Annotated in this window: 20 protein-coding genes, 1 tRNA gene and 1 riboswitch; of the genes, 7 read left to right on the top strand and 14 right to left on the bottom strand. The window is 72.5% G+C overall.

The window, feature by feature from the left end:
* Window positions 1-17: 17 nt before the first annotated feature.
* From ACIGO8_RS16945 to ACIGO8_RS16930, 4 genes are all read right to left on the bottom strand, one after another.
* A complete protein-coding gene (locus ACIGO8_RS16945) occupies window positions 18-875 on the bottom strand; it encodes a fumarylacetoacetate hydrolase family protein (protein ID WP_399730459.1) in 858 nt (285 codons plus the stop codon).
* A gap of 138 nt (window positions 876-1,013) precedes the next feature.
* Window positions 1,014-1,745, bottom strand: coding sequence for a YidC/Oxa1 family membrane protein insertase (locus ACIGO8_RS16940; RefSeq protein WP_399730458.1), 732 nt, complete (start codon window positions 1,743-1,745; stop codon window positions 1,014-1,016).
* A 144-nt stretch (window positions 1,746-1,889) separates the two neighbouring features.
* On the bottom strand, window positions 1,890-2,195 hold the full coding sequence (locus ACIGO8_RS16935; RefSeq protein WP_399730456.1) for a DUF6412 domain-containing protein: 306 nt from the start codon (window positions 2,193-2,195) through the stop codon (window positions 1,890-1,892).
* A 121-nt stretch (window positions 2,196-2,316) separates the two neighbouring features.
* Window positions 2,317-2,862: a winged helix-turn-helix transcriptional regulator gene (locus ACIGO8_RS16930; protein ID WP_399730454.1), complete on the bottom strand. Its 546-nt coding sequence runs from the start codon at window positions 2,860-2,862 to the stop codon at window positions 2,317-2,319.
* Window positions 2,863-2,968: 106 nt separating this feature from the next.
* On the opposite strand from ACIGO8_RS16930, the gene ACIGO8_RS16925 reads away from it, so the two are divergent.
* Window positions 2,969-4,456, top strand: coding sequence for an MFS transporter (locus ACIGO8_RS16925; protein ID WP_399730452.1), 1,488 nt, complete (start codon window positions 2,969-2,971; stop codon window positions 4,454-4,456).
* A 40-nt stretch (window positions 4,457-4,496) separates the two neighbouring features.
* Here ACIGO8_RS16925 and ACIGO8_RS16920 read toward each other — a convergent pair whose 3' ends face one another.
* Complete coding sequence (locus ACIGO8_RS16920) at window positions 4,497-5,288, bottom strand: class E sortase (RefSeq protein ID WP_399730450.1); 792 nt, start codon at window positions 5,286-5,288, stop codon at window positions 4,497-4,499.
* A 63-nt stretch (window positions 5,289-5,351) separates the two neighbouring features.
* Between ACIGO8_RS16920 and ACIGO8_RS16915 the strand changes: the two genes are divergently transcribed.
* The gene (locus ACIGO8_RS16915; RefSeq protein WP_399730447.1) at window positions 5,352-6,353 is read left to right on the top strand and encodes an SEC-C metal-binding domain-containing protein; all 1,002 of its coding nucleotides are present in this window, start codon (window positions 5,352-5,354) and stop codon (window positions 6,351-6,353) included.
* A 104-nt stretch (window positions 6,354-6,457) separates the two neighbouring features.
* Here the strand turns inward: ACIGO8_RS16915 and ACIGO8_RS16910 are convergent, their stop codons facing one another.
* Entirely contained in the window at window positions 6,458-7,390 is a 933-nt protein-coding gene (locus ACIGO8_RS16910; RefSeq protein WP_399730444.1) for a YDG/SRA domain-containing protein, read from the bottom strand.
* Window positions 7,391-7,513: 123 nt separating this feature from the next.
* Between ACIGO8_RS16910 and ACIGO8_RS16905 the strand changes: the two genes are divergently transcribed.
* A complete protein-coding gene (locus ACIGO8_RS16905) occupies window positions 7,514-7,816 on the top strand; it encodes a hypothetical protein (RefSeq protein ID WP_399730441.1) in 303 nt (100 codons plus the stop codon).
* 13 nt (window positions 7,817-7,829) lie between these two features.
* Here the strand turns inward: ACIGO8_RS16905 and ACIGO8_RS16900 are convergent, their stop codons facing one another.
* The 4 genes from ACIGO8_RS16900 to ACIGO8_RS16885 form a co-directional block, all read right to left on the bottom strand.
* Entirely contained in the window at window positions 7,830-9,098 is a 1,269-nt protein-coding gene (locus ACIGO8_RS16900; protein ID WP_399730439.1) for a DUF445 domain-containing protein, read from the bottom strand.
* Between the two features lie 12 nt (window positions 9,099-9,110).
* Window positions 9,111-10,172: an ATP-binding cassette domain-containing protein gene (locus ACIGO8_RS16895; protein WP_399730437.1), complete on the bottom strand. Its 1,062-nt coding sequence runs from the start codon at window positions 10,170-10,172 to the stop codon at window positions 9,111-9,113.
* A gap of 9 nt (window positions 10,173-10,181) precedes the next feature.
* Window positions 10,182-10,949, bottom strand: coding sequence for an ABC transporter permease (locus ACIGO8_RS16890; RefSeq protein WP_399731288.1), 768 nt, complete (start codon window positions 10,947-10,949; stop codon window positions 10,182-10,184).
* A gap of 241 nt (window positions 10,950-11,190) precedes the next feature.
* Window positions 11,191-11,991 carry an ABC transporter permease gene (locus tag ACIGO8_RS16885; RefSeq protein ID WP_399731285.1) on the bottom strand — a complete coding sequence of 267 codons (801 nt, stop codon included), beginning with the start codon at window positions 11,989-11,991 and terminating at the stop codon, window positions 11,191-11,193.
* 121 nt (window positions 11,992-12,112) lie between these two features.
* On the opposite strand from ACIGO8_RS16885, the gene ACIGO8_RS16880 reads away from it, so the two are divergent.
* Window positions 12,113-14,599 carry a transglycosylase domain-containing protein gene (locus ACIGO8_RS16880; protein WP_399730434.1) on the top strand — a complete coding sequence of 829 codons (2,487 nt, stop codon included), beginning with the start codon at window positions 12,113-12,115 and terminating at the stop codon, window positions 14,597-14,599.
* A 27-nt stretch (window positions 14,600-14,626) separates the two neighbouring features.
* On the opposite strand, the gene ACIGO8_RS16875 is transcribed toward ACIGO8_RS16880, so the two are convergent.
* The 3 genes from ACIGO8_RS16875 to ACIGO8_RS16865 form a co-directional block, all read right to left on the bottom strand.
* Window positions 14,627-14,947, bottom strand: coding sequence for a multidrug efflux SMR transporter (locus ACIGO8_RS16875; RefSeq protein WP_086831901.1), 321 nt, complete (start codon window positions 14,945-14,947; stop codon window positions 14,627-14,629).
* Window positions 14,948-14,981: 34 nt separating this feature from the next.
* Window positions 14,982-15,051, bottom strand: a riboswitch (guanidine-III (ykkC-III) riboswitch).
* A gap of 73 nt (window positions 15,052-15,124) precedes the next feature.
* Complete coding sequence (locus ACIGO8_RS16870; protein ID WP_399730430.1) at window positions 15,125-15,463, bottom strand: GroES family chaperonin; 339 nt, start codon at window positions 15,461-15,463, stop codon at window positions 15,125-15,127.
* A 79-nt stretch (window positions 15,464-15,542) separates the two neighbouring features.
* The gene (locus ACIGO8_RS16865; RefSeq protein WP_399730429.1) at window positions 15,543-15,863 is read right to left on the bottom strand and encodes a DUF3618 domain-containing protein; all 321 of its coding nucleotides are present in this window, start codon (window positions 15,861-15,863) and stop codon (window positions 15,543-15,545) included.
* A gap of 125 nt (window positions 15,864-15,988) precedes the next feature.
* Between ACIGO8_RS16865 and bcp the strand changes: the two genes are divergently transcribed.
* The 3 genes from bcp (at window position 15,989) to ACIGO8_RS16850 (ending at window position 18,303) form a co-directional block, all read left to right on the top strand.
* Window positions 15,989-16,462 carry a thioredoxin-dependent thiol peroxidase gene (bcp, locus tag ACIGO8_RS16860; protein ID WP_399730426.1) on the top strand — a complete coding sequence of 158 codons (474 nt, stop codon included), beginning with the start codon at window positions 15,989-15,991 and terminating at the stop codon, window positions 16,460-16,462.
* 168 nt (window positions 16,463-16,630) lie between these two features.
* Entirely contained in the window at window positions 16,631-18,127 is a 1,497-nt protein-coding gene (gene proP, locus ACIGO8_RS16855) for a glycine betaine/L-proline transporter ProP (protein ID WP_399730424.1), read from the top strand.
* A 103-nt stretch (window positions 18,128-18,230) separates the two neighbouring features.
* Window positions 18,231-18,303, top strand: a tRNA-Leu gene (locus ACIGO8_RS16850).
* 54 nt (window positions 18,304-18,357) lie between these two features.
* Here ACIGO8_RS16850 and rdgB read toward each other — a convergent pair.
* The gene (gene rdgB, locus ACIGO8_RS16845; RefSeq protein ID WP_399730421.1) at window positions 18,358-18,960 is read right to left on the bottom strand and encodes an RdgB/HAM1 family non-canonical purine NTP pyrophosphatase; all 603 of its coding nucleotides are present in this window, start codon (window positions 18,958-18,960) and stop codon (window positions 18,358-18,360) included.
* Window positions 18,961-18,967: the final 7 nt, after the last annotated feature.

Genomic DNA, 18,967 nt, shown 5'->3' with positions numbered 1-18,967 from the left:
GCCGTCGCCCGAGCGGCTCAGGCGCTCTTGAGCTCCTGGCGCTGGCGCCCGAGGCCCTCGATCTCCAGCTCGACGACGTCGCCGGGCCGCAGGTACGGCTTGGGCTCCGGCTGGCCCATGGCCACGCCCGCCGGCGTACCGGTGTTGATGATGTCGCCCGGGTACAGCGTCATGAAGCGGCTGACGTAACGGACCACCTCGGCGACCGCGAAGATCTGGTCGGAGGTGTGGCCGTCCTGCTTCAGCTCGCCGTTGACCCACAGTTTCAGACCGAGGTCCTGCGGGTCGGGCACCTCGTCGGCGGTGACCAGCCACGGGCCCAGCGGGTTGAAGGTCTCGCAGTTCTTGCCCTTGTCCCAGGTGCCGCCGCGCTCGATCTGGAACTCGCGCTCGGAGACGTCGTGGGCGAGGGCGTAGCCGGCGACGTGGGCGAGGGCCTCCTCGTCGGTCTCCAGGTAGCGGGCGGTGCGGCCGATCACGATCGCCAGCTCGACCTCCCAGTCGGTCTTGACCGAGCCGCGCGGTACGAGCACGGTGTCGTCCGGGCCGACGACGGTGTCGGCGGCTTTCAGGAAGACGACCGGCTCCTCCGGGATCGCGGCGCCGACCTCCGCCGCGTGACCGTGGTAGTTCAGCCCGATGCACACGACCTTGCCGATCCGTCCGACCGGCGGGCCGATCCGCAGCCCGGCCGGGTCGAGCGCGGGCAGCACGCCCGCGCCGAGCGCGGCGCGGATGCGGTCGAGCGCGGCTCCGTCGGCGAGCAGACTGCCGTCGATGTCGTCGACCAGCGCGGACAGGTCGCGCAGCGTCCCGTCCTGGTCGAGGAGGGCGGGGCGCTCGGCCCCCGCCGGGCCGACACGCAGCAGCTTCATGGTCTTCTCCCTGTGGTCGAGGTGGCCCGGGGAGCGGGCCGTGATGAGCCCCGGCCGATGGAGTGCGGCCATCGGAGGATTGGTCGATCCTCCAAGACAACGGGTCACTCTGCAAGACCCCGTTCACACCCTGGACCCTTACGCGGCGGTAACCAGTGCGCCGGCCGCGGGCATGTCCCGGTAGAGGAAGGCCCGCTCGACGGCCGACCAGGTGGTGCTGGTGACGATGTAGAGCGCGGCGGCGAGCGGGACGACGGCGACCGAGATCAGGGTCGCGAAGGACAGCAGCGGCAGGTACTTGGTCATGGCCGTCGTCAGGGCGGCACCCGGCTGGTCGGGAGCGATCGCCGGGGCCGGGGCGAGGGCCTGCTGCCGCTTCGTCCGCACGTAGTTGTACGTGGCGACGGCGGCCACGAGCGCGAACAGCGCGAGGTAGACGAGGCCGGCCGGGCCGAGGACGCCGCCGTGGGAGAGGGCGTCGGTGTAGCGGGCGCCGAGCGGGGCGGCGAAGAGGCTGTGCCCGGCCATCCGGCCGCTGGAGAAGAGGTGGAACATCAGGAAGAAGGCGGGTGCCTGGAGCAGGCTCGGCAGGCAGCCGGCGAAGGGCGACACCTTCTCCTTGGCGTGCAGCTCCATGACCGCCTTCTGCAGCCGCTCGGGGTTCTTCGCGTGCTTCTTGCGGAGTTCGGCGAGCTGCGGGGCGAGCCGGGTGCGGGCCTTCTGGCCGCGGGCGGCGGCCCGGGAGAGCGGGTGGATCGCGAGCCGTACGGCCATGGTGAAGAGCACGATGGCGGCGGCGGTGGAGGCGGTGGCGAACAGCGGCTGGAGCAGATCGGCGAGGTGCTCGACCAGCGAGGCGAAAACGGACATGGGAGCCCTCCGTGGGGTCTCGTCGTGCCGGAGAAAGACAGGAGATCGTCGGCAGGACGGAACCGCGTGAAGAGCGGGAAGGAGCAGGTGAGCACGCCGGAAGCAGGAGAGAGCAGAAGAGAACTGCCGGGGTGCGAGGTGCCCTTACGCGGCCGTCGGGAGGAGACGGCCGGGCGCTCGGGGCCTGCGGCGGCCCGAGGCGTCGGGGTCGCGTTGCGGCAGGAAGGCGGTGCGCCGGGCGCGGTCGCGCAGGGCGGTGCGGACGCGGGTGGGCGGTACGGGCGGGGCCGTACCGGCGCCGATCAGGGCGCAGACGAAGGCCGTCGCGGCGAGCGCGAAGGCGGCGGAGAGGCCCGCGCCGGTGCCGGCGCCGTCGGAGAGCAGGAAGTCGACGAGGGCGAGGAGGAAGAGGAGCGGTGCGAGCACGCGCAGCAGCGTCTTGCCGACCATCTCTTCCTCCTTCCGAGTCGTCCGGTGTTCCGCACCGTCCGATGTTCGAATCGCCCGTCCGTACCGGCCGATGTCCGTACCGTCCGATGTCCGTATCGTCCGGCTCACCGTCCATCGACCGTTATACAGGACGCTTCGCGGGCTCGGAGAGTTCCAGCGGTACGAGAAGCCGGCGGGGCGCGAGCAGGGCGCGGCTGACCGGGTCGGCGGGGTCCGGGTCGAGTCCGGCGCCGGGCCGCATCTCGATGTCGGCGGGGTGCACGGCCCGCCGGCAGGCCGGGCACTCGCCGTACGGGCCGACCTCGGTGCCGCAGTCGGCGTGGTGGAAGTGGCGCATCGGCAGGGCGCCGGGCAGGGCCTCGCGGCCCCAGAGTCCGAGGGAGCGCAGGACCGGCCAGAGGGCGATGCCGCGCTCGGTGAGCACGTACTCGTCGCGCGGCGGCGACTCCTGGTAGCGACGCCTGTCCAGGACTCCGGCCTCGACGAGGGCCTGGAGGCGGCCGGCGAGGACGGCGCGCGGGGCGCCGAGGTGGACGAGGAAGTCGTTGTAGCGGCGGACGCCGTAGAAGGCGTCGCGCACGACGAGGAGGGTCCAGCGCTCGCCGATGACTTCGAGGGCGCGGGCGATGGAGCACTGCTGGGTCGCGTAGTCCTTGCCGAGGGCCATGGGGACGAGTGTAACCGGGCTGGGTTCAATGAATGAACCATGGCTGCTACGGTGGGAACTCCACTCAAGGTTCAATGAACGAACCTACGGAGGTCGAGGTCCCGCCATGCCCGCCACGCCGCCGCCCGAACCCGCTCCCGGACGCCCGCTCACCGCCACCACCGTGGCCGAGCCTCCTCGGCCAGGGGCCCGCATCCGGCCCCGACCCCGGCCCCGACCCCAGCCCCGGCCCCGCCCCGGCGCGACGCTCGCCGTCACCAGCGCCGCCACCGCCCTCACGCTGATGAACTACACGGCGCCGATGCTCACCCTGCCCGCCACGGCCGCCGCCTTCGGCACACCGGCGTCCGCGCAGGCCTGGCTGCTCAACGGCACGCCGCTCGGACTCGCCGTCCTCCTCCTCGTGGCCGGCAGCCTCGCCGACGACCACGGGCGCCGCCGGGTCTTCCTCCTCGGCACCGTCGCCCTCGGCCTCACCACCGGCCTCGGCGGCCTCGCCACCACCACCCTCACCTTCACCCTCGCCCGCATCGCCCAGGGCGCGGCGAGCGCCGCCGTACTCGCGGCCAGCCTGGGCCTGCTGGCCCACGCGTACCCGGGCGGCGCGGCACGGATCAGGGCGACCGGTGTGTGGGGCGCGTTCGTCAGCGCGGGCATCGCGCTGGGCCCGGTGCTCGCGGGCACCCTCAGCAGCGTGGCCGACTGGCGCTGGACCTACGAGGTCCTCGCGGCCGCCACCCTGGCCGCCGCCGCGCTCGGCACCCGTACGCTCGCCGAGTCCCGCGCCCCGCGCCAGGGCCGCCCCGACATCGCCGGATCCGTCACCCTCGGCCTGGCCCTGGCCGCGCTGCTCACCGCGCTCACCCTCGGCCGGGACGGCTGGCTGCGTCCGCCCGTGGGGCTGCTGCTGCTCGCCGCGGCGGCGCTGACGGCCCTGTTCGTACGGGTGGAGCGGCGCGGCCGGGCGCCGATGATCGACCTGGCGCTGTTCCGGCGGCCGGCGTTCCGGGCGGCCACGGCGGGAGCGCTGTTCACCGGCCTCGCGGTGATCGGCTTCTTCAGCGTGCTGCCGGCCCTGCTCCAGCGCGGCGCGGGCATGGCGCCGCTCACCACCGCGTGGCTGTTCCTCCTGTGGTCGGGCACGGCGTTCCTGGTGGCGCTGCAGGCCCGCCGCCTGGCGGGCCGGATGTCCGCCGCGTACCAACTGGCCCTGGGCTTCGTCCTCTCGACGGCCGGCGTCCTCGCGCTGTTCGGCGCGCTGGACGGCGCGGGGTCCGGCGCGGGGTCCGGCTCGGGCTTCGGCGCGGGGGTGCTCCGGCTCCTGCCGGGCCTGGTCGTGGCGGGCGCGGGCAGCGGCCTGCTGAACGCGGCGCTGCCGCGGCTCGCCGTGGACTCCGTGCCGCGGGAGCGGGCCGCGATGGGCTCCGGCGCCAACAACACCGCCCGCTACATCGGCTCCTCGGCGGGCGTGGCCCTCTCCCTCGCGCTGGCGACGGCGGGCGCCGACGTGGCCCTGGTGGCGTCGGCCGCCCTCGGCCTCGCCGGCGCGGCCCTCACCCTCGCCGTGTCCCGGCCCGGCGCCGGCCGCCACTAGGGGGTAGCGGGGGCGGTGGCAGCGACGGCGACGGTGGCGGTCACGCGACGAGCTTCGCCCACACGACCAGCCGGTAGCGCGAGGTGAACTCGGGCGTGCAGGTGGTGAGCGTGAGATAGGCGCCGGGCTCGTCGTATCCGTAGGACGGCTTGTAGAGGGACCGGGGAACGGGCGCGATGACTCCGCTGTCGCGTGCCGAGGTCTCGGGCAGGACCCGGTCGACGCGGTAGGTGAACGTGGCCTCGCGGGTCCGCACGGTGAGCGTGTCGCCGGGCCGGAGCCGGTTGATGTGGCGGAAGGGCTCGCCGTGGGTGTTGCGGTGCCCGGCGAGGGCGAAGTTGCCGGTCCGGCCGGGCTGGGCGGTGCCGGGATAGTGCCCGGCGAAGCCGCGGTCGAGCACGGAGCGCCGGCTGACGCCGGCGGCGACGGGAACGGTGAGGCCGAGGCGCGGGATGCGCAGGACGGCGTAGGCGGGCCCGTCGGCGGACGGCTCGTCGGCCGGAACGGCCGGCGCGACCGTCGGGTCGGGAGGACCGGTGGGAGCGGGGGTGGGCGCCGTGGTGGAAGCCGGTGCGGGACGCGGAACGGGCTCCGGGGCGGCCGTCGGGCCGGGAGACGAATCCCACGCCCGCTCGAGGTTGCGCACCTGCCGTCCGGCCTCGGCGCGGGCCTGCTCGTTGGTCCACCAGAGCTGGTGGACGACCAGCAGAAGAACGAGAACACCGCAGGTGACGAAGGTTTCGGCGCAGCCCCACAGCAGCCGGGCGGCCGGCCCGCGGCCCCGCCGCGCCTGCACGACCACCGGAACACGATCCCGCACCCTGGCCCGCACGCCGGGCACGATAAGCGCTCATGCGCCAACTCTCCAGGGGCGTACAGCAGTACGGTGGTCGGCATGCGCGCCGACATGCCTGCCGATCACACCACCGAAGCCGAGCGTCTGCTCCGCACCGCGGGGCAGTACCCGGAGGACCGCGAACCGCTGCTGCTGCGCGCGGCGGCGCACCTGGAGCTGGCGGGCGACCGCGAGCGGGCGACGACCCTGTACGACTCGTTGCTCGACGCCGACCCGGCCGACCCGCTCCTGATCAGGTCACTGAAGGCGGCGAACCTCTGGGAGTACGGCCACGAGGCCGAGGCCCGGGCCATCATCGAGGGCGTCCGGCGCGCCCGCCCGGCGGAGCCGGCGCCGTGGGAGATCGTCGCGGAGACGCTGGAGGCCCACGACGAGCTGGAGGACGCGGAGGCGACCTTCACGGAGGCGACCGGTCTGCTGGTGACCTCCACCGACGAGGTCTCCTACGCCCTCCAGTCCCTGCTGTCCGGCCGCCACCGCGTGCGCCGCATGCTGGCGCTCCCGCACGACGACCACGACCTCCTCGCGGACCGGCTCCACACGGCCGACGTCCCGCTGGACGAGCTGCACGACCCCAAGCGCCTGTGGGCCCTCGGCTCCTCCGACCCGGCCGAGCTCCAGGCCGAGATCACCCGCCTCCGCTCCGAGCTGGGCTCCTACCGCACCGCCCTCTCCCGCCCCTTCCCGGTCGCCGTCCTCCACTGGCCGGAAGCCGAACTGGACGAGCTCCTCGCGGCCTACCCCGAGCTGGAGGCGGAGTACCCGACGTACCGGGCCCACCTCACCGACATCGAGGCCTCCCTGCGCGAACTCGCCCAGTCCGGCACCCCGAACCTGGGCATCGTCCCGGCCACGGTCCCCTCCTACGAGGCCTTCGCCGCCTCCGAGTCCTCCTCCCCGGCCAACCCGGACCTCCTCCCCCAATACACCACCACCCTCGCCGCCCGCGGCCGCGCCACCCCCTGGCCCCCACCCCGCACGGCCCCCTGCTGGTGCGGCTCGGGCCGCACGTACGGCCGGTGCCACGGCGCGGACGTGTAGGCGCAGGGCCTGGGCGTGGGCGCAGGCCTAGGCACAGCTCGACCGAGCCTGCACGAAGAAAGGGGCGGCCTCCTTGGTGGAGGCCGCCCCTTTCTGACTCTCCGCTAGGGCATGGAGTCGAGGATCTTCCAGAATCGACGGTGCGCGCGGGCGAACCGCGCCTTGATGCGGTGCTCCGGAACGGTCCAGAGCGGGCTGATCGCGGACGTCTCCGTCGCAGCGAATCGATCCACCACGTCAAGGGTGTCGGTCAGATAGAGAGCGCCGCGATCCAGCCGAATATGGCAATTCGGGCAGAGGCACAGCACATTGCCCTCTATGTCCGGACCGCCGACCGGGCCAAGGGCCTGAATGTGGGCCCCTTCCGCGTAGCTCTTGCCGTCGGGCCCCACCGGCACCGCTTCCCGGCATATCTGGCAACGGTGCCGGTACCACTGCTTCACTCTGCGGACGACCGCCGTGTCCCGCACGATGCGCTCCACCGTCGTCGTCCTGCGCGGCGCTTCGCCATGGATGACCTCGTCGAACTGCTGCTCAAGAGGCGTCAACTCCTGCTTTTCCTCGCCCAGTCGCTTCAGCCTGAACCGAAGGATCCGAAAGCCGGCGCTGCCGGTCTCTTCCATGTCCTCGACGACTCGATACAGCCCGTCGTAGCGATATCCCTTCTCAGGCGAGAAGTCAGGGTCACCTGCCGACCCCCTGATCACCCGTACGGCATGGCCGAACAGCCTGCTGTTGCGAAGGCCGTCGTTGCCTGCGTTCTCCCAGTCCTGATCGGCCACCTGCCGGCCCGTGTTGGGGTTACGGCCGCCGGCTCCCGTATAGAGGATTTCGTCCCAGCCATCACGATCGTCCTCGTAGCCGTTGTTCAAGACGATGGCGTCGGCCACGCGGCGCCCTTCGCTGTCTCGTCCCCACGAGATGCCCGCCTGCTCCTCCTTGTGGAGGCCGGCTTCCTTGACGTCCTTGCGCGAGTCGTAATGAGTCCCAGGAAGGACGTCCTCGATGTGCCCAAAGACAGCTCTATACGCAGCCATGCGAACATGTTGCCAAGAAAACGAACCCATTTGGCCGCAGCGGCGATCATTCGGCCATCGCTGGCCAAATATTGATCACTCGGCGACATTTGATGCCTTCGCCGCCCGATGAAAGGGACACACATGCCCCGCACCCCCTCCCCCCTCATCGCCGCCGCCGGGCTCGTCGGTGGATATGCCGTCGCTCGGTGGACCAAGAAGCGGGCGCTCGGGGGTGTGGTGCTCGCTGTGGCGGGCGGGGTGGCGGCGCGGGAGTGGCAGCGGGTGGGGGGTGGGAAGGTGGCCGCGGGGCTCGGTGGGGCGTACGTGGCCGCGTTCGCCGGGTCGCATCCGCTCGCGAAGAAGATCGGGGCGTGGCCCGCGGTGTTCTCGGTGGCCGGCGGGATGGCCGCCGCCTCCTGGGCGGTGACCCGGAAGGCGGGGTGAGCCCTGAGGGCCGTCATCCGCCGAGGGCGTGGCTGATCGTGTAGATGAGGAGGCCGGCGAGGGCGCCGACCACCGTGCCGTTGATGCGGATGAACTGGAGGTCGCGGCCGATGTTGGCCTCGATCTTGCGGGAGGTCTGGGTGGCGTCCCAGCCGGCGACCGTGTCGGTGATCAGTGAGGTGATCTCGCCGCGGTAGGTCGTGACCACGTACGCCGCGGCGTCCTCCGACCAGCCCTCGACCTTCTCCTGGAGGCGGGCGTCGCCGGCCAGGCGCTGGCCCAGGGAGATCAGGGAGGCGCGGGCGCGGCGGCGGAGCTGGCTCTGGTCGTCCTCGGCCGCGGCCAGGATCATCGAGCGGAGCGAGGACCAGACGGAGGCGATGACGTCCTGGATCTCGGGCCGCGCCAGCAGGTCGGACTTCAGCCGCTCCACGCGCGCGCGGGTGTCGGTGTCGGCCTGCAGGTCGGCGGCGAAGTCCGTCAGGAAGCGGTCGATGGCGCCGCGCGCCGGGTGGGCGGGCATGTCCCGCATCTCGGTGACGAAGCGGAGCAGTTCCTTGTAGACGCGTTCGCCGACGCGTCGGTCGACGAAGCGCGGCGTCCAGCCGGGCGCGCCGCCCTGGACGGCCTCCATGACGGAGTCGCCGTGCGTCACCAGCCAGTCGTGCGCCCGGGCGCACACCAGGTCCACGGCCCTGTGGTGGGCGCCGTCGGACACCAGCCGGCCGAGCGTCTTGCCCAGCGCCGGGCCCACTTCCGCGGCCTCCGCCCGCCGGGTGACCGCCTCGCTCACGATGGCCTGCACGTCGGAGTCGCGCAGCACCGTCAGGGCGCCGCGCAGGGCCGCCGCCAGTTCCGACGTCACCCGGTCGGCGTGGGCCGGGTCGGCGAGCCAGGTGCCGAGGCGGCTCGCGATGCGGAAACCGCGCAGCCTGCCCCGTACGACGTCGGCGGACAAGAAGTTCTCGCCGACGAAGGAGCCGAGCGAGGCGCCCAGCTGGTCCTTCTTGGTGGGGATGATCGCGGTGTGCGGGATGGGCAGGCCCAGCGGGCGGCGGAACAGCGCCGTCACGGCGAACCAGTCGGCCAGCGCGCCGACCATGCCGGCCTCCGCCGCGGCCGCCACATAGCCCGCCCACGCGCCGGCGTCCGAGGCCTTCGCCCAGGTCGCCAGGGCGTAGATCGCCGCCACCAGGGCCAGCAGGCCCGTCGCCAGCGCCTTCATGCGCCGGACGCCCCTGCTCTTCTCCGCGTCCGCCGCCGTGTACGTGAAGCTGACCATCACCTCACCTCCCTACCTCAGTGACTCCCGAACCGCGCGCGGAGTTCCCCCGGACGCCTCCCCCGACGCGCCCTCGGACACTCCTCCGTACATCTTCGCGATCACCGCCTCGATGTCGGGTTCCCGCACCGACAGGTCCACCAACGGGTACGCCGCCGCGACCGCCGCCACCAGCGGCGCCGCCGAGGCCGAGGCGGGAAACGCGAGCCACTGGCGGGGCCCTTCGGCCCGTACGAAACGGGCGCCGGGCACGTCGGTGACCGGCGGCAGTTCGCGCTCCAGGTCGACCACCAGCAGCCGTTCGCTCTCGCCGACCGCATGCAGGCCGGCGAGTTCGCCGTCGTACATCAGCCGGCCGTGGTCGATGACCATGACGCGCGAGCACAGCTGCTCGATGTCGGTCAGGTCGTGGGTGGTCAGCAGGACCGTCGTGCCGCGCGAGGCGTTGAGTTCGCGCAGGAAGTCGCGGACCTTCGCCTTCGACACGACGTCGAGGCCGATCGTCGGCTCGTCCAGGTACAGCACGTCCGGGTCGTGCAGCAGCGCCGCCGCGATGTCGCCGCGCATCCGCTGGCCGAGGGACAGCTGCCGTACGGGTACGTCGAGCAGGTCGCCCAGGTCGAGGAGGTCGACGCAGCGGGCGAGGTTCGCGGCGTAGCGGTCGTCGGGGATGCGGTACATCCGGTGGACGAGGGTGTACGAGTCGCGCAGCGGCAGGTCCCACCACAGGGTGGTGCGCTGGCCGAAGACGACGCCGATGCGCCGGGCGAGCCGGGCGCGTTCGCGGGACGGGTCGATGCCGGCGACGCGCAGCCGGCCGCCGCTCGGGGTGAGGATGCCGGTGAGCATCTTGATGGTGGTGGACTTCCCGGCGCCGTTGGGGCCGATGTAGCCGACCATCTCGCCGCGCTCGACGGTGAAGGAGATGCCGTCGACCGCCCGGACCTCCCGCTTCTCGCGGCGCAGGAGGCCCGCCTTGCGGCGGACGGTGAAGGTCTTCTCCAGGGCGTCCAGTTCGATGAAGGGCTTGTCGCCACCAGGCATGTCGTCGAAGGGCCTGTCGTCGAAGGGCATGTCGGTCTCTCAGCTTCCTGTCGATCGGTACGCCCGCAGGCCCGTCCGCCACGCCCACGCCGCCACCGCGCAGCACACGACCGCCACCGCCGGTGACGCGAACGCCGTCCACCGCGGCACGCCGGCCGGCATCGGCCGGCCGAGTACGTGGAGGGCGGGCAGCCAGTTGACGAAGGCGAGCGGTACGACGTAGACGACTCCCCGCACCAGGTCCTGGGCGAAGATCGTCGGCGGGTACTGGAGCAGCGTGTTGCCGCCGTACGTGAACGAGTTGGTGACCTCGGCCGCGTCCTGCATCCAGAACAGCGCGGACGCGCCCACCACCATCACCGCGGCGAAGATCAGCGCCCCGCTCAGCAGCATCACCGGCACCATGAGCACCGTCAGCGGCGTCCACGTCACCCCGTCGAGCAGCACCAGGCCCCAGCCGAGGACGAACAGGCCCTGCAGCAGGCGTCCGAGCCGCCGCAGCGCGAAGCGGTCGGCGGCGACCTGGGCGAGGACCGGGGCGGGCCGCAGCAGGAAGGTGTCGAGGGAGCCGTCGCGCACCCGTTTGCCCATCCTCGGCAGCGAGCCCATGACGAGGTCGGCGAGCCCGAAGGAGGTCCCGGTCGTGCCGTAGAGGAAGGCGACCTCGGGGAAGGAGAAGCCGCCGAGGCCCCGCACCTGACCGAACATCAGGATGATGACGACGAAGTCGAAGAGGGTGACGGTGAAGGAGGAGAGGAGGGTGAGCGCGAAGGAGGAGCGGTAGGTGAGGGTGGAGCGGATCCACATGCCCGCCACCAGGCGGTAGGTACGCCAGGCCTCGCGCGCCGTACGGTACGCGGGCCAGGACTCGCGCGCCGTACGGTACGCGGACCAGGACTCGCGCGCCGTACGGTACGCGGACCACGACCCGCCCGGCTCGCCGGCGACACCCTGGTCGCCCGCCACACTCCGCTCGCCCGCCGCGCCCGCCGCGTCCGCCAGGCCGCCGGACTCACCCGCCACGCCCGAAAACCCACCCGTCGGCGATTCAGCCACCCTGCACCACCACCTTCCTCGTCGCCGCCGACTGGACCGCCCGGCCCGCCGCGAGCAGGACGACCGCCCAGCCGGCCTGGAACGCGTACGCGCCGGCCAGTTCCCACCCCTCGTACCGCCCCAGGTACACGTCCGCCGGCATCTGGAGCATCGAGGCCCAGGGCAGCCGTCGCGCCAGCTCGCCCAGCGCGCCCGGGAAGACGCCCAGCGGCAGCAGCATCCCGGAGAAGAACAGGCCGCCGAGCCAGGCGACCTGGACCACGCCCTGGCCGTCGAGCAGCCAGAACGCGCTCAGCGCGACGAGGTACCAGATGGCGAAGCTGACGACCGAGCCGAGCGCCACGGCGCCGAGGAAGGCGAGCCAGGTCCAGGGGCTGTCCGGCAGCGTCAGGTCGAAGACGAGGGCGCCGAAGAGCATCGGGGCGACGCCCCGGCCGAGCAGCTGGTAGGCCGAACGGCCGAGGTTGGCCGCGAACCACCAGGTCTGGAGGTCGGCCGGCCGGTAGAGGTCGACCGCGATGTCGCCGGTCCTGATCCTTTCGATCAGTTCGTCCTCGAAACCGCCGCCCATCAGTCCGCACACGGTGATCAGCGCCTGGCCGATCCACACATAGGCGAGGGCGTCACCCATGCCGTATCCGGCGAGGCCGGGCCGCGCGTCCCAGAGGGCCATATAGGTGTACGACAGGATGAAGCCGAAGACCGTGTTGGTGAACACGCCGGCCGCCGTGGCCACCCGGTAGGTGGCATGGCGCCTGAAACCACCCGCGGCGACCGTCGCGTAGAGCCGCAGCATGCTGCCTCCCGCTCCTCCCGATGTCCGGCACCGAAAGCACCAAAGCGCACGACGTTAGTGGGATCTCCCGGGCCGTCGCGACCGGTTTTTCCGCCCGGCGGAGGCAGGATATGGTCCTATGTCCCCTTCATCCGGTATGCCCTCCGGCGCGAACGAGGCCCTGCCGCCCGAACCGGCCACCTGGGAGCCGCGGGACCCGACCGTCCCCGCCCCGCCGCCGCGCCGCCGCCGTCTGCGGCGCCTGCTGCGGCGGCTGTTCGGCCTCGTCGTCCTCCTCGCCCTGCTCCTCCTCGGCGGCCTCGTCGCCGGCTACCTCCTCGTGGACGTCCCGGCCGCCAACGCCACCGCCGTCGCCCAGTCCAACCTCTTCCTCTACCGCGACGGCACCCAGATCGCGCGGGCCGGCGAGGTCGACCGCGAGAACGTCAGCCTGGCGCGCGTCCCGCTCGGCGTCCGGCACGCCGTCCTCGCCGCCGAGGAGCGCGACTTCCGCACCTCGCCGGCCGTCGACCCGCGGGCGATGGTCCGCGCCACCTGGAACACCCTCACCGGCAAGGGCCGCCAGTCCGGCTCCACCATCACCCAGCAGTACGTCAAGAACTACTACCTGGGCCAGGAGCAGACCCTCACCCGCAAGGCGAAGGAGTTCTTCATCGCACTCAAGCTGGGCCGCGAGAAGACCAAGGACGAGATCCTCGAGGGCTACCTGAACACCAGTTACTTCGGGCGCAACGCGTACGGCATCCAGGCCGCCGCCCGCGCCTACTACGGCAAGGACGCCAAGGACCTCGACACCGCCGAAGGCGCGTACCTCGCCTCGCTCCTCAACTCCCCCAACGCCTATGACGTGGCCACCCACCCCGAGAACCGGGCGCGCGCGCTGGCCCGCTGGCACTACGTCCTCGACGGCATGGTCAAGGAGGGCTGGCTCCCGCCCGCCGCCCGCGCCGCCGCCGTCTTCCCCGCCCCGCACGCCGTGCGGCCCTCCGCCGGGCTCTCCGGCCAGCGCGGCTATCTGGTCCAGGCCGTCGAGCAGTACCTCACCGAGCACGGCATCGTCGACGAGAAGACCCTGGCGGCCGGCGGCTTCCGGATCACCACGACGCTGGAGCGGGCCAAGCAGGACGCCTTCGTGCGGGCCGTCGAGGAGCACGTCACCGCCAAGCTCGACCCGGAGCGCCGTCCCGCCGACCGGTACGTACGGGTCGGCGGCGCGGCCGTCGAACCGGCGAGCGGCCGGGTCGTCGCCCTCTACGGCGGCATCGACTACACCCGGCAGTTCGTCAACAACGCCACCCGCCGCGACTACCAGGTCGGCTCCACCTTCAAGCCGTTCGTGCTCGCCGCCGCGCTCCAGGAGGGCGCCCAGACGCAGGAGGGCGAGCGGATCACCCCGAACACCCTCTACGACGGCGACAACCGCCGCCCGGTGCAGGGCTGGAACGGCGCCGTCTACGACCCGGCCAACGAGGACGACACCAGCTTCGGCGACATCACCGTGCGGGCCGCCACCGACCAGTCGGTGAACGCGGTGTACGCGCAGATGGCGGTCGACGTCGGCCCGGCCCGGGTCCGTGACACGGCGGTGGCGCTCGGGCTGCCGCGCCGGACGCCCGACCTGACCGCCTCGCCGTCCATCGCGCTCGGCCCGGCCACGGCGAGCGTCCTGGACCTCGCGCGGGCCTACGCCACGCTCGCCAACCACGGCCGGCACAGTCCGTACACGCTGGTGGAGAAGATCGGCCGGGACGGCGAGGAGTTCGCGCTGCCGGCCGACGGGGAGGGTCAGGCCGTCGGCCGCGAGGCCGCCGACACCACCACCTCCGTGCTGCGCGGTGTGGTCGAGGGCGGCACGGGCACGGCGGCGCTCGCGGCCGGACGGCCGGCGGCGGGCAAGACGGGCACGGCGGAGGACGACAAGGCGGCCTGGTTCGCCGGGTACACGCCCGAGCTCGCGACCGTCGTCGCGATGATGGGCCAGGACCCGGAGACGGGCCGGCAGCTGCCGCTGTACGGGGCACTGGGGCTGCCGCGGATCAACGGAGGCGGCGCGCCGGCCGAGATCTGGGGCCAGTTCACGCGCGAGGCGCTGGCCGGAGTCGCGCCGAAGGACTTCGACCTGCGGCTGATGCCGGGCGCCGAGGAGCCGCCGCCGGAGGCCTGGCCGCCGGACTTCGCGGACGAGGTGGAGGGATACGAGGGGCCGGGCGGGCGCAGGCCGGGCGCGCCGGGCCTGGGACGTCCGCGGCCGTCGGCGCCGAAGCCGGCGGTACGGGACGACGCGACGGTACGGGAGGACGCGCGCAGCCGGGTCGAGCGGGCGCCGGATCCGCGGCAGCCGGGTGACCCGGGCCGCGATCCGGTCCAGGTCCCGGCGCAGGAGGCCGCGCCGCTGCCGGCCGGACCGCCGCCGTCGGGCACGGGCCCGGCGGGCAGCGCCCCGGCGGCCCCGGGCCAGGCGGGCGTGGGCCAGGCGGGCGATCCGGCCGCCGGGCCGGGCCCGGGCGGCGACGGCCCCGCGGCCGGACCTCCGGTCACCGACCCGGCCGTCACCGACCCGGCCGGCGGCCCGGCCAGGCCGCTCAGTGGCCCGACGTCGCCGTGAGGCCCGCCGGCGTCGCGGCCGGACCGCTCAGTGGCCCGAGGTCGCCTTGAGGCCCACCACGGCCACCAACAGCAGACAGACGAAGAAGATCCGGGCGGCGGTCGCCGGCTCACCGAGCACCACCATGCCGAGCACCGCCGCCCCGGCCGCGCCGATGCCGACCCACACGCCGTAGGCGGTACCGATGGGAAGGGTCTTGGCGGCCTGCGAGAGCAGCATCATCGAGGCCACGATCCCGGCGCCGGTGAGCACGCTCGGCCACAGACGGGTGAACCCGTCGGTGTACTTCATGCCGATCGACCAGCCGACCTCGAGCAGACCCGCGACCACGAGAAGAACCCAGGCCATGACGACGAACACCTCCGCGAGACGGAACAACAGGGGTGCGTCGTCTTGTCGTATGACCCGGTACGGCGCGTCTCGTCGGGTGATTCCAGGCTAGCAAAAAACGGGCGAAGGGCCCGGTGACACCGGTCACCGGACCCTTCGGCCCTTCAGCCCTTCGGCCCCTCACCTACGGCTGTCCTACAGATACAGCCCGGTCGAGTCCGAGGCGCCCTGGAAGCGGTCGGCGGCGACCGCGTGCAGGTCGCGCTCGCGCATCAGGACGTACGCCACGCCCCGCACCTCGACCTCGGCGCGGTCCTCGGGGTCGTACAGGACGCGGTCGCCGATCTCCACGGTCCGGACGTTCTGCCCGACCGCGACGACCTCGGCCCAGGCAAGGCGGCGGCCGACGGCGGCGGTCGCCGGGATCAGGATGCCGCCGCCGGAGCGCCGCTCTCCCTCGGGAGAGTCGGTCCGGACCAGGACGCGGTCGTGGAGCATCCGGATGGGCAGTTTGTCGTGCGTGTTCTCGCTCACGGTTCGAACCTACCTGCCCGGGCGTGTCGCCCGTACCCGGGACCGGAAAGGGCCGTACGAAGCCGCGACGGGCCCGACCTCACCGCCTGCCCCGGCGGGCGGACGCGGCGATCACCCCGACCAGCGCGACGGCGACCAGCGCCACGGGCACCACCCGCTCCAGACGCGGCGCGCCGTCCTCGTGCGTGAAGCGGGCCTTCACGTCCGAGACGACCCGGTTCACGGCGACGAACGCCCGGCCGGCGGTGTGGTCGACCTGGGCGGCCACCTTGGCCTTCGCGTCCCCGATGATCGTCTTCGGGTGCATCCGAATGCCGATCTCGTCGAGAGTGACGGCGAGCTGCTCGCGCCGGCGGACGATGTCCGCCTCGATCTGCGCAGGGGTCCTGGCGTCCGACACCGCGCTGCCTCCGTAGTCGTGGATCCGGTCGTTGACAGACAGTCTGTCAGCTTCCGGCCCCGCCGGTCGTCCCCGACCCCCATTAGGCTCATGACGTACGCGCAGATTCCCGAGGAGATCCAGCCATGAGCGAGCGACTGCAGCCCGGCGACACCGCCCCCGCCTTCACCCTGCCCGACGCGGACGGCAACGAGGTCTCGCTCGCGGACCACAAGGGCCGCAAGGTCATCGTCTACTTCTACCCGGCCGCCCTGACGCCCGGCTGCACCAAGCAGGCCTGCGACTTCACCGACAACCTGGACCTGCTGGCCGGCGCGGGCTACGACGTCATCGGCGTGTCACCGGACAAGCCGGAGAAGCTGGCGAAGTTCCGCGAGAAGGAGAACCTCAAGGTCACGCTGGTCGGCGACCCGGAGAAGAAGGTGCTCGAGGCGTACGGCGCCTTCGGCGAGAAGAAGCTCTACGGAAAGACGGTGACGGGCGTCATCCGCTCGACCGTCGTCGTCGACGAGGAGGGCAAGGTCGAGCGCGCCCTCTACAACGTCAAGGCCACCGGCCACGTCGCCAAGATCCTCAAGGACCTGAAGATCGAGGCCTGACCCGGCGACGGACCGGTCGGCCCGGCCGGCCCGACCGGTCCGCCTCCCGTCTCCCGTCTCACCCGGAGATCGTGATCTGGGTCGCAATCACGGCCGGATTCCGTTTGTGCCCGGCATGACCGTGCAGACGTCCTTCCTGGAACATCCCCAGCGAAAGGACGTACGGCCATGCCGGCCCCCGACCACGACGCCGCCGCCGATCCCGGTGCCCTGCGGCGCCATCCCCGGCTGTTCCGGGCCGTCACCCGTCGGCAGCGGCCGAAGCTGCGCCGTACCGACATCACCGTGACCGACGAGGCGGCGGTCCGGCGGGCCGTACGGGCGGCCTCGCTCGGCAACGCCATGGAGTGGTTCGACTTCGGCGTCTACGCGTATCTCGCCGTGACGCTCGGCCATGTCTTCTTCCCGGCCGGCAACGACACCGTCCAGCTGCTCTCCTCGTTCGCGACGTTCGCCGTCGCCTTTCTGATCCGGCCGCTGGGCGGGATGGTCTTCGGCCCGATGGGCGACCGGCTGGGCCGCAAGCGGGTCCTGGCCCTGACCATGATCCTGATGGCGCTCGGCACCTTCGCGATCGGCCTGATCCCGTCGTACGCCTCCATCGGCTTCTGGGCGCCGGCGCTGCTGGTCCTCCTGCGGATGGTGCAGGGCTTCTCGACGGGCGGCGAGTACGGCGGCGCGTCGACGTTCATCGCCGAGTACGCGCCGGACCGCCGGCGCGGCTACTTCGGCAGCTTCCTGGAGTTCGGCACCCTGGCCGGCTACGTCGGCGCGGCCGGTCTGGTGACCGCGCTCACGGCGTGGCTGGGCGCCGACACGATGGAGGCGTGGGGCTGGCGGGTGCCGTTCCTGGTGGCCGGACCGCTGGGCCTGGTCGGGCTCTACCTGCGGATGCGGCTCGACGAGACGCCCGCCTTCCAGAAGCTGGAGTCGGAGTCGGCGCCCGCCTCGGAGGCGGCGGACACGGTGGAGACCACGACCAAGGGCGACCTGGGCAAGATCTTCCGCGAGCAGTGGCGGGCTCTGGTGCTGTGCGTCGCGCTCGTCGGCGCGTACAACATCACGGACTACATGCTGCTGTCGTACATGCCGACCTATCTCTCCGACGAGCTCGGCTACAGCGAGACCCACGGCCTGCTGGTGCTGCTGCTGGTCATGGTCCTGATGATGCTGCTGATCACCCGCGTCGGGCACCTGAACGACCGCTTCGGCCGCAAGCCGGTCCTGATGGCCGGCATGCTGGGCTTCCTGTTCCTGTCGCTGCCCGCGTTCCTGCTGATCGGCCAGGGCGGCGTGGTGGCGATCACCGCGGGCATGCTGATGCTCGGCCTGTCGCTGCTCTGCATGCTGGGCACCATGTCGGCGGCCCTGCCGGCGCTCTTCCCGACCCATCTGCGCTACGGCTCGCTGTCGGTGGGCTACAACGTCTCCACATCCCTCTTCGGCGGCACGACACCCCTGGTGATCACGGCCCTGATCGGCGCGACCGGCAGCAGCCTGATGCCCGCGTACTACGCGATGGGCGCGGCCCTGGTCGGCGTGGTCGCGGTCGCCTGCATGAAGGAGACGGCCCGCCGCCCGCTGGAGGGTTCACCGCCGGCGGTGGAGACCCACGAGGAGGCCGCGGAACTGGTCATGGCCCAGGCCCCCGAGCCGAAGTTCTGACGCCCTGCGTCTCGCGAACCCGCGTCTCCTCCGCCCCAACTGCCCTGCGGTCGCGAACACCTGGCGCCGTGGAGGACGGCGGGTAAAGTAAGGGATCGTGTACGCGCCCGTACGCCAAGGGCTGAGCGGCGATCTTTAGGTGGTCGTGTCTGTCGGTTCGAATCCGACCGGGCGTACCCGTACGAATGGCCCAGCGCGGACCGTAGCGCTGGGCCGTTCGCGTGCCTCGCTCAGCCGATCAGCTCCCGCACCACCGGCACGAGGGCCCGGAAGGCCTTGCCGCGGTGGCTGATGGCGTTCTTCTCGGCCGGGGTGAGCTGGGCGCAGGTGACGTCGTGGCCCTCGGGCTGGAGGATCGGGTCGTAGCCGAAGCCGTGGGTGCCGACGGGCTCGTGGCGCAGGGTGCCGGGCATGCGGCCCTCGACGACGCGTTCGGTGCCGTCGGGGAGGGCGAGGGCGGCGGCGCAGGCGAAGTGGGCGCCGCGGTGGGCGTCGTCGATGTCGGAGAGCTGGGCCAGCAGCAGGTCGAGGTTGGCCTTGTCGTCGCCGTGGGTGCCGGACCAGCGGGCGGAGAAGATGCCGGGTGCGCCGCCGAGGACGTCGACGCAGAGGCCGGAGTCGTCGGCGACGGCGGGCAGGCCGGTGGCCCGGGCGAGGGCGTGGGCCTTGAGGAGGGCGTTCTCGGCGAAGGTGACGCCGGTTTCCTTGACGTCGGGGATCTCGGGATACGCGTCCGCGCCGACGAGTTCGAGGTCGAGGCCCGCGTCGGCGAGGATGGCGTGGAGTTCGGTGATCTTGCCCGCGTTGCGGGTGGCGAGGATCAGACGGGTCATGCTCCGA

The sequence above is a fragment of the Streptomyces sp. NPDC053493 genome (assembly GCF_044544825.1).
Classification (GTDB): domain Bacteria; phylum Actinomycetota; class Actinomycetes; order Streptomycetales; family Streptomycetaceae; genus Streptomyces.
Note: the sequence above shows the minus strand (reverse complement) of the source record. Positions and strands in the feature narration are given on the sequence as shown.

Bases quoted from the DNA above. Each gene is read 5' to 3' on its own strand.
- ACIGO8_RS16945 (WP_399730459.1), bottom strand. From the start codon at position 875: ATGAAGCTGCTGCGTGTCGGCCCGGCGGGGGCCGAGCGCCCCGCCCTC.
- ACIGO8_RS16940 (WP_399730458.1), bottom strand. From the start codon at position 1,745: ATGTCCGTTTTCGCCTCGCTGGTCGAGCACCTCGCCGATCTGCTCCAG.
- ACIGO8_RS16935 (WP_399730456.1), bottom strand. From the start codon at position 2,195: ATGGTCGGCAAGACGCTGCTGCGCGTGCTCGCACCGCTCCTCTTCCTC.
- ACIGO8_RS16930 (WP_399730454.1), bottom strand. From the start codon at position 2,862: ATGGCCCTCGGCAAGGACTACGCGACCCAGCAGTGCTCCATCGCCCGC.
- ACIGO8_RS16925 (WP_399730452.1), top strand. From the start codon at position 2,969: ATGCCCGCCACGCCGCCGCCCGAACCCGCTCCCGGACGCCCGCTCACC.
- ACIGO8_RS16915 (WP_399730447.1), top strand. From the start codon at position 5,352: ATGCGCGCCGACATGCCTGCCGATCACACCACCGAAGCCGAGCGTCTG.
- ACIGO8_RS16910 (WP_399730444.1), bottom strand. From the start codon at position 7,390: ATGGCTGCGTATAGAGCTGTCTTTGGGCACATCGAGGACGTCCTTCCT.
- ACIGO8_RS16905 (WP_399730441.1), top strand. From the start codon at position 7,514: ATGCCCCGCACCCCCTCCCCCCTCATCGCCGCCGCCGGGCTCGTCGGT.
- ACIGO8_RS16900 (WP_399730439.1), bottom strand. From the start codon at position 9,098: ATGGTCAGCTTCACGTACACGGCGGCGGACGCGGAGAAGAGCAGGGGC.
- ACIGO8_RS16895 (WP_399730437.1), bottom strand. From the start codon at position 10,172: ATGCCCTTCGACGACAGGCCCTTCGACGACATGCCTGGTGGCGACAAG.
- ACIGO8_RS16890 (WP_399731288.1), bottom strand. From the start codon at position 10,949: ATGTGGATCCGCTCCACCCTCACCTACCGCTCCTCCTTCGCGCTCACC.
- ACIGO8_RS16880 (WP_399730434.1), top strand. From the start codon at position 12,113: ATGTCCCCTTCATCCGGTATGCCCTCCGGCGCGAACGAGGCCCTGCCG.
- ACIGO8_RS16875 (WP_086831901.1), bottom strand. From the start codon at position 14,947: ATGGCCTGGGTTCTTCTCGTGGTCGCGGGTCTGCTCGAGGTCGGCTGG.
- bcp (WP_399730426.1), top strand. From the start codon at position 15,989: ATGAGCGAGCGACTGCAGCCCGGCGACACCGCCCCCGCCTTCACCCTG.
- proP (WP_399730424.1), top strand. From the start codon at position 16,631: ATGCCGGCCCCCGACCACGACGCCGCCGCCGATCCCGGTGCCCTGCGG.
- rdgB (WP_399730421.1), bottom strand. From the start codon at position 18,960: ATGACCCGTCTGATCCTCGCCACCCGCAACGCGGGCAAGATCACCGAA.